6 protein-coding genes and 1 pseudogene are annotated in these 6127 nt (G+C 66.9%); 5 read left to right on the top strand and 2 right to left on the bottom strand.

Features of this window, described 5'->3' with window-relative positions:
* Together ACESLR_RS10485 and mtgA are read right to left on the bottom strand one after the other, a co-directional pair.
* Positions 1-1394, bottom strand: a pseudogene (locus ACESLR_RS10485) (mechanosensitive ion channel protein MscS); the annotation flags it as partial.
* Between the two features lie 120 nt (positions 1395-1514).
* The gene (mtgA, locus tag ACESLR_RS10480; protein WP_373023907.1) at positions 1515-2225 is read right to left on the bottom strand and encodes a monofunctional biosynthetic peptidoglycan transglycosylase; all 711 of its coding nucleotides are present in this window, start codon (positions 2223-2225) and stop codon (positions 1515-1517) included.
* Between the two features lie 240 nt (positions 2226-2465).
* Here mtgA and ACESLR_RS10475 point away from each other — a divergent pair, with 240 nt between their 5' ends.
* The 5 genes from ACESLR_RS10475 to arsJ all read left to right on the top strand — a co-directional run.
* On the top strand, positions 2466-2795 hold the full coding sequence (locus ACESLR_RS10475; RefSeq protein ID WP_373023906.1) for a hypothetical protein: 330 nt from the start codon (positions 2466-2468) through the stop codon (positions 2793-2795).
* Positions 2788-3201, top strand: a complete 414-nt coding sequence (locus ACESLR_RS10470) for a thiol-disulfide oxidoreductase DCC family protein (RefSeq protein ID WP_373067312.1) — start codon at positions 2788-2790, stop codon at positions 3199-3201. The genes ACESLR_RS10475 and ACESLR_RS10470 overlap by 8 nt, the downstream gene beginning before the upstream one ends.
* A 160-nt stretch (positions 3202-3361) precedes the next feature.
* The gene (locus tag ACESLR_RS10465; RefSeq protein WP_373023943.1) at positions 3362-3820 is read left to right on the top strand and encodes a TspO/MBR family protein; all 459 of its coding nucleotides are present in this window, start codon (positions 3362-3364) and stop codon (positions 3818-3820) included.
* Between the two features lie 84 nt (positions 3821-3904).
* Positions 3905-4918, top strand: a complete 1014-nt coding sequence (locus ACESLR_RS10460; protein ID WP_373023904.1) for an ArsJ-associated glyceraldehyde-3-phosphate dehydrogenase — start codon at positions 3905-3907, stop codon at positions 4916-4918.
* A 7-nt stretch (positions 4919-4925) separates the two neighbouring features.
* A partial coding sequence (arsJ, locus tag ACESLR_RS10455) for an organoarsenical effux MFS transporter ArsJ (protein ID WP_373067306.1) occupies positions 4926-6127 on the top strand: 1202 nt, incomplete at its 3' end.

Below are 6127 nucleotides of genomic sequence, written 5' to 3'. Positions count from 1 at the left end.
ACCGCCATGCCGGTATCGGAGGCCAGCCAGGTGGTCAGGCTGAAGGCGCCCCAGGCGTCCGCGATCACTGCCAGCACGATCAGCAGGATCACCAGGCGCATAATCCGCAGCGCCTTCGGGATATACGAGTTCAGGCGCAGTTCCAGCGACGGGAACTTCTCCCGCGTCTCTTCGGGGACCCGAATCTGGCGGCCGATCAACTGGGTCAGGAGATTGGCCACAAAGACACCCACGAACGCGGCAAGCAGGGTCTGCCCGGTGGCCTTGGCCATGAAGGGCAGGGCGTCTTCCGGGCGGGTGATGCTGACCACGGCCAGGGAGAGGAAATAGACCAGGGCGATCCAGTGCCAGGACTTCGCGAGCAGCGTGGTCACGATGCGGGTGAAGGCCAAATCCGCGCGGTTGGCGAGGGCCATCAGGCGGGCATGCACCCGTGTGCGGTTTTGCAGGATGATCACGGCGGCGTAGAGGAACGCCGTCAGCATCACGATCAGGCCCAGGGAGCGCCCGGCTTCGGACGAGATCTGGTTGTTCGTAATCGGCACCAGCAGCAACAGACCATAGCCAATGTAGCCCACGATGCGAGCCAGCCAGGCGTTCCAGTAGGTGGCCTCGTCCCCGGCCATCGGCAGCAGGCGCAGGCCGTGGTAGCGCGTGGCGAAGATCAGGCGCAGGGCCGCCTTGGTGGCCTCGATCAGGAGGAACGCGTTGAGAAACAGCGAATGACGCGTGTTCATCTCGCCCGACTCGCCCAGCACGAACAGCGCCAGGGCATAGCCGGCCAGCCAGGCGAGGATGACGACGAGGAAGTCGATGGCGGCCGCCAGGACCACGGCCGGCAGTGCCCGCATCAGGCGCATGTGTTCCGCGGCATTCAGTGCCCAGCGGTCGAGCCGCGTGAACAGCGGGGTGCTCATCCAGCGCAGCACCAGGAACACCACCACGGTGAACACGATGATAATGGCGAGATGAAGCATGGCTGTCGCGAAGACGGTCGGCTCGATCGCGCGGACGCGCTCGGCGATGTTCGTGGCGATATCGTTCAGGGCCCGGACCTCGGCCACGGCGCCTTCGGCCAGCGACTGGGTGAACTGGGCAATCTGGCGCGCCACGGAATCGTCGTCGCCGGATTCGACCGGGTGATCATCCGTGGTGGAGTCCTCCGCGCTGGAGTCCCCGGCGTCGGAGCCGTTGCCGGAGCGCAGGGCCTCGAGCAAGTCTTCGCGGGCTTCCTCGCTCTCCAGTACGTCGATGAGCATCTGGCGCAGATCGTTGCCGGAATCCTGTTGACTGGCGTCCTGCGCGGATACGGCCCCGAGGGGTAGAACCAGAAAAAGTGCGACAAGTACCAGCAGGCGGGAGAAGAAGATACGTGGCGCGCGCAGATGGGTCACGGCAAACCTCCATGTGTGGGCGGGACGTCCTTGCGAGCCCCCGGTACGGTCAGTCAATCCGAGGCAGTCTAAGGGCTGGAAGCTCCGAGCCACAATTTCGGGGGGGCGCGTACGCTGGCTCTATTCCAGCAACATCGGATCCAGCCAGGCGATGCCGAGCTGGGCCATCTGGCGCTCGACCCAGGCGATCCGGCGATCCAGCTGTGGCCCGGGTTGCACGGGGTTCATGCGGCCAGGGCTTGGCAGGATGGCGGCCAGGCGAGCGGACTGGTGGCGATCCAGCTCGGTGGCGGAGAGGCCGAAATAGTGTTGGGCGGCATTCTCGATGCCGTAAATGCCAGGACCCCATTCTGCCAGGTTGAGGTAGACCTCGAGGATGCGCCGCTTCGGCCAGAGGGTCTCCATGCCCAGGGTGAATCCGGCCTCCAGCGTCTTGCGCGCCCAGGAGCGGCCGTGCCACAGAAAGAGATTCTTGGCGGTTTGCTGGCTGATGGTGCTGGCGCCACGCAGGCGTCCGCCGCGAACGTGATCGCCCAGGGCCTGGCGGACCGAACTCCAGTCGAAGCCGCGGTGGTTGGGGAAGTGCTGATCCTCTGCGGCGATGACGGCCAGCATCAGGTGCCGCGGCAGGTCGTCCAGGCGTTGCCAGTCCGGGCGCCGGTTGGAGGCGGTCTGCCGGTCGGTTGCCACCACCATGGCCATGCCGTAGGGCGGGTCGACACGGGCAAAAAGTACCACCAGGGCGAGCATCGCCCCGATACCCAGTGCCAGCACCAATGTGGCCAGTGCGCCCGTCCAGTAGAGCAGCCGGTGCTTGCGGCGAGCGGCCATTAGTGTGCCATCGCCTCGCAGGGCGCGCAGGAGGAGTCGACAGTCGGGTAGCGGCGTTTCATGAGCCGCAAGGATAACGCCTGTCGCGTCCCGGTGGTGACGGGAACCGCGAGGCGATTCGGCCCGCCGGTAGCGTGCCGGTCGAACTGTTGGCCGGTTTCGTGGCCCAATGACGGAGGGGCTGGTCGACCGGCCCCGGAATTCGCCCCGCCAAGCCCACCGTTCGCGAAGGAGAGAGCCATGGACGTATTGCCCTATCGCTATGTCACACCGAGCGGCGAGGCCGTGTCCTTCGAATTTCGCCTGCACCCCGAAACCGGCTCCGCGGTGCGGGTGCAGCAGTTGCTCGACCGCCTGACCGACACCCTGGACAACGAAATCGGCGTGCTCGGGGATACCTGCAACGGCGATGTGCTCCAGGCCCTGGCGATGGCGCTGGCGGTGCGCACGGAGATGATCCCGGCCGATCCCGACATGACCCAGGGACTCGCGCGGGATGTGGTGGAGCGTGCGCTCAAGTCGCTGAACGAGGCGCAGCACCAGCAGACCGGGCCGGTGGGTCATGCCTGAACTCGACCCGGAATCGCACCCGCGGGCCCCGGGCCGTCCGATCGTGTTCTTCGACGGTGGGTGTCCGCTGTGCCGCAGGGAAATCGGGCATTACCAGCGTCTGGATGCGGCCGATGCGGTCGACTGGCGCGACATCCACGCCGATGCGGCACCGCTCGCGGACTGGGGGATCACCTGGGACCAGGCCATGCAGCGCATGCATGCCATCAGCCCCGAAGGGCGCATTCGCAGTGGTGCCTTTGCCTTCGTCCTGGTCTGGCGGCATCTGCCGTACTACCGCTGGCTGGGTGGCGCGCTGCACCGCCTGCCGCCGATTGTCTGGCTGATGGATCGCGTGTACAACGTGATTGCCCGCCATCGCTGGCGCTCGCGCTGCGACGACGGGGTCTGTCACCCGGATCGCTAGGTGATCGCTCGATAGGGAGTCCTCGGGGCGAATCCGCAGCCTGCTGAATGTGCCGACCTGGGCATCCGGAAGCGGGCACGCCGAGGACAAGGAGTATTCCGTGACAACACCCGATCCCGCCCGTCCCACGCGCCCGCGGCCGCGCTCTTTTGTGACGGACATGCTCGGACTGCTGGCCTGGATGGTGCTGGTGTTTGCAGTGGCAGGCCTGGGTGGCTGGGCAACCAGTCTCTCGGTCGGCGACTGGTATCCGGGGCTCACGCGCCCGCCGCTGAACCCGCCGGACGGGGTGTTCGGCCCGGTCTGGTCCGTGCTGTTCGGCCTGATGGGCCTCGCCGCCTGGCATGTCTGGCGGCGCGCCGGCCTGAACGGTGCCCGGATTGCGCTGGGGTTGTTCCTGGCTCAACTCGCCTTGAATCTCGGCTGGTCGATGCTGTTCTTCGGCATGCAACGCCCGGATCTGGCGTTCGCCGAGATCCTGATCCTGTGGCCGATGATCCTGGCCACCCTGATTGCCTTCTGGCGCATCGACCGTATCGCTGGCGCGCTGCTGGTGCCGTACCTGCTGTGGGTCGCCTTCGCCATCTACCTCAACGGCGGTATCGTCTGGCTCAACTGACGCGCCGGGTTTTGAGCGCACGGGCGTCATGCGGTTGTCATTTGGGCGGGGTATGCTGACGCGAATTTTCGCGGGAGGGACTCCATGGCGGTGCGCGTAGGGATCAACGGGATGGGGCGGATCGGTCGGCTGGCGCTGCGGGCCGCCTGGGACCGGGACGACATCGAGATCGTGCATCTGAACGAGGTCGCGGCCGACGGGACCGTCACCGGCCACCTGCTGGAGTTCGACTCGGTGCACGGGCGCTGGGGTCGCGAACCCGAGGCCGCAGCGGACCGGATCCGGATCGACGGGCGCGAGCTGGGCCACACGAGCCTGGCCGAGCCGGGGCAGGTGCCGTGGGGCGAGTCGGACGTGGACATCGTGATCGACGCCACCGGGGCCTTCCGCACCATGGACACGCTGGAGCCGCATTTTGGTCAGGGTGCGAAGCGCGTGGTGGTCGCGGCGCCGGTGAAGGACGCGCGGGCGCTGAACGTGGTGATGGGCGTGAACGACGCCGCTTACGATCCCGCGAAGCACCACGTCGTGACCGCCGCCTCCTGCACCACCAACTGCCTGGCGCCGTTGGTGAAGGTACTGCACCCGGCGCTGTCGATCCGCCACGGCACGATCCTGACCGTGCACGACATGACCGCGACGCAGTCGCCGGTGGACCTGCCTCGCGGCAACCTGCGCCGGGCCCGTGCGGCCGGGCTGAACCTGATCCCGACCACGACCGGTTCGGCGAAGGCGATCGGCGACATCTTTCCCGAACTGAACGGGCGGCTGAACGGTCATGCGGTGCGCGTGCCGCTGATGAACGCATCGTTGACGGATTTCACCTTCGAGGCCGCACGCGAGACCACGGTAGAGGAGGTCAACGGCCTGCTGCGCGAGGCCGCGAACGGCGATCTGAACGGCATTCTCGGCTACGAGGAGCGCCCGCTGGTCTCCGGCGATTTCCGCACCGACCCGCGCTCGTCCATCGTGGATGCCCAGTCGACCATGGTGGTCGACGGCACGCAGGTGAAGGTGCTGGCCTGGTACGACAACGAGTGGGGCTACGCGAACCGGCTGGTGGAGCTGGTCGCCCGCGTCGCCAAGCTGGGGGTTTGAGGCTGTCGTGAGCGGCGCGGCCGATCAGCCGGACCCGGGCGGGCCGCCCACCCTGGGGCTGGGCGCCTACGCGCGGATCACCGCGAACTACTGGGCGTTCACCGTCACCGACGGTGCGATCCGCATGCTGGTCGTGCTGTTCTTCCACCAGCTGGGCTACAGCCCGCTGGAGATCGCCTTCCTGTTCCTGTTCTACGAGCTGTTCGGGGTGATCACCAACCTGACCGGTGGCTGGCTGGCCGCGCGGCTGGGGGTGAACACCACGATGATCGGCGGGACGCTGCTGCAGGTGGCGGCCCTGCTGATGCTCACGGTGCCCGAGGCCTGGCTGGGGGTCGCCTACGTGATGTTCGCCCAGGCCCTGTCCGGGATCGCCAAGGATCTGAACAAGATGAGCGCGAAGTCCGGGGTGAAGTTGGTCGCCGGGGATGGGGAGGGGCGACTGTTTCGCTGGGTCGCGGTGCTCACCGGCTCCAAGAATGCGTTGAAGGGGGTGGGGTTCTTCGTCGGCGGGGCGTTGCTCCACAGCGTGGGCTTCCGGATGGCGCTGGTTATCCTGGCCGGGATGCTGGCGCTGGTCATGCTGTTCTCCGCGGTGGGACTGCCGCGCGGGCTGGGGCGTGTCGGTGGCAAGCCGAAGTTCACCCAGATGTTCTCCAACTCCGCCGCGATCAACGTGCTCTCGGCCGCACGATTCTTCCTGTTCGGCGCGCGCGATGTCTGGTTCGTGGTTGCGCTGCCGGTGTTTCTCAGCGCCACGCTGGACTGGAACCACATGCAGGTGGGTGCATTCCTTGCGCTGTGGGTGATCGGCTACGGCATCGTGCAGGCCTCCGTGCCGCGTCTTCTGGGCCGGGGCGGGGTGCATCCGACCGGGCTCACCGCGCGCCTGTGGGCCTTCATCCTGATGCTCCTGCCGATTGCCATCGTGATCGGGCTTGAATCCGGCCTGGATCCGGCCTGGGTGTTGATGGTCGGGCTGGGCGTGTTCGGCGTGGTGTTCGCGATCAACTCTGCCGTCCACTCCTTCCTGATCCTCGACTACGCCGAGGCCGACCGCGTCGCGATGAAAGTCGGTTTCTACTACATGGCCAATGCCGGCGGACGCCTGGTCGGGACCGTCGCCTCTGGCGCCATCTTCATGGCCTGGGGCCTGGAAGGTGCCCTGATCGCCTCCACCTTCTTCATCTTTGCCACCTGGATGATCTC

This window comes from Thioalkalivibrio sp. (assembly GCF_041685615.1).
Classification (GTDB): Bacteria; Pseudomonadota; Gammaproteobacteria; order Ectothiorhodospirales; family Ectothiorhodospiraceae; genus Thioalkalivibrio.
This window is presented reverse-complemented; position numbering and strand designations above follow the sequence as displayed.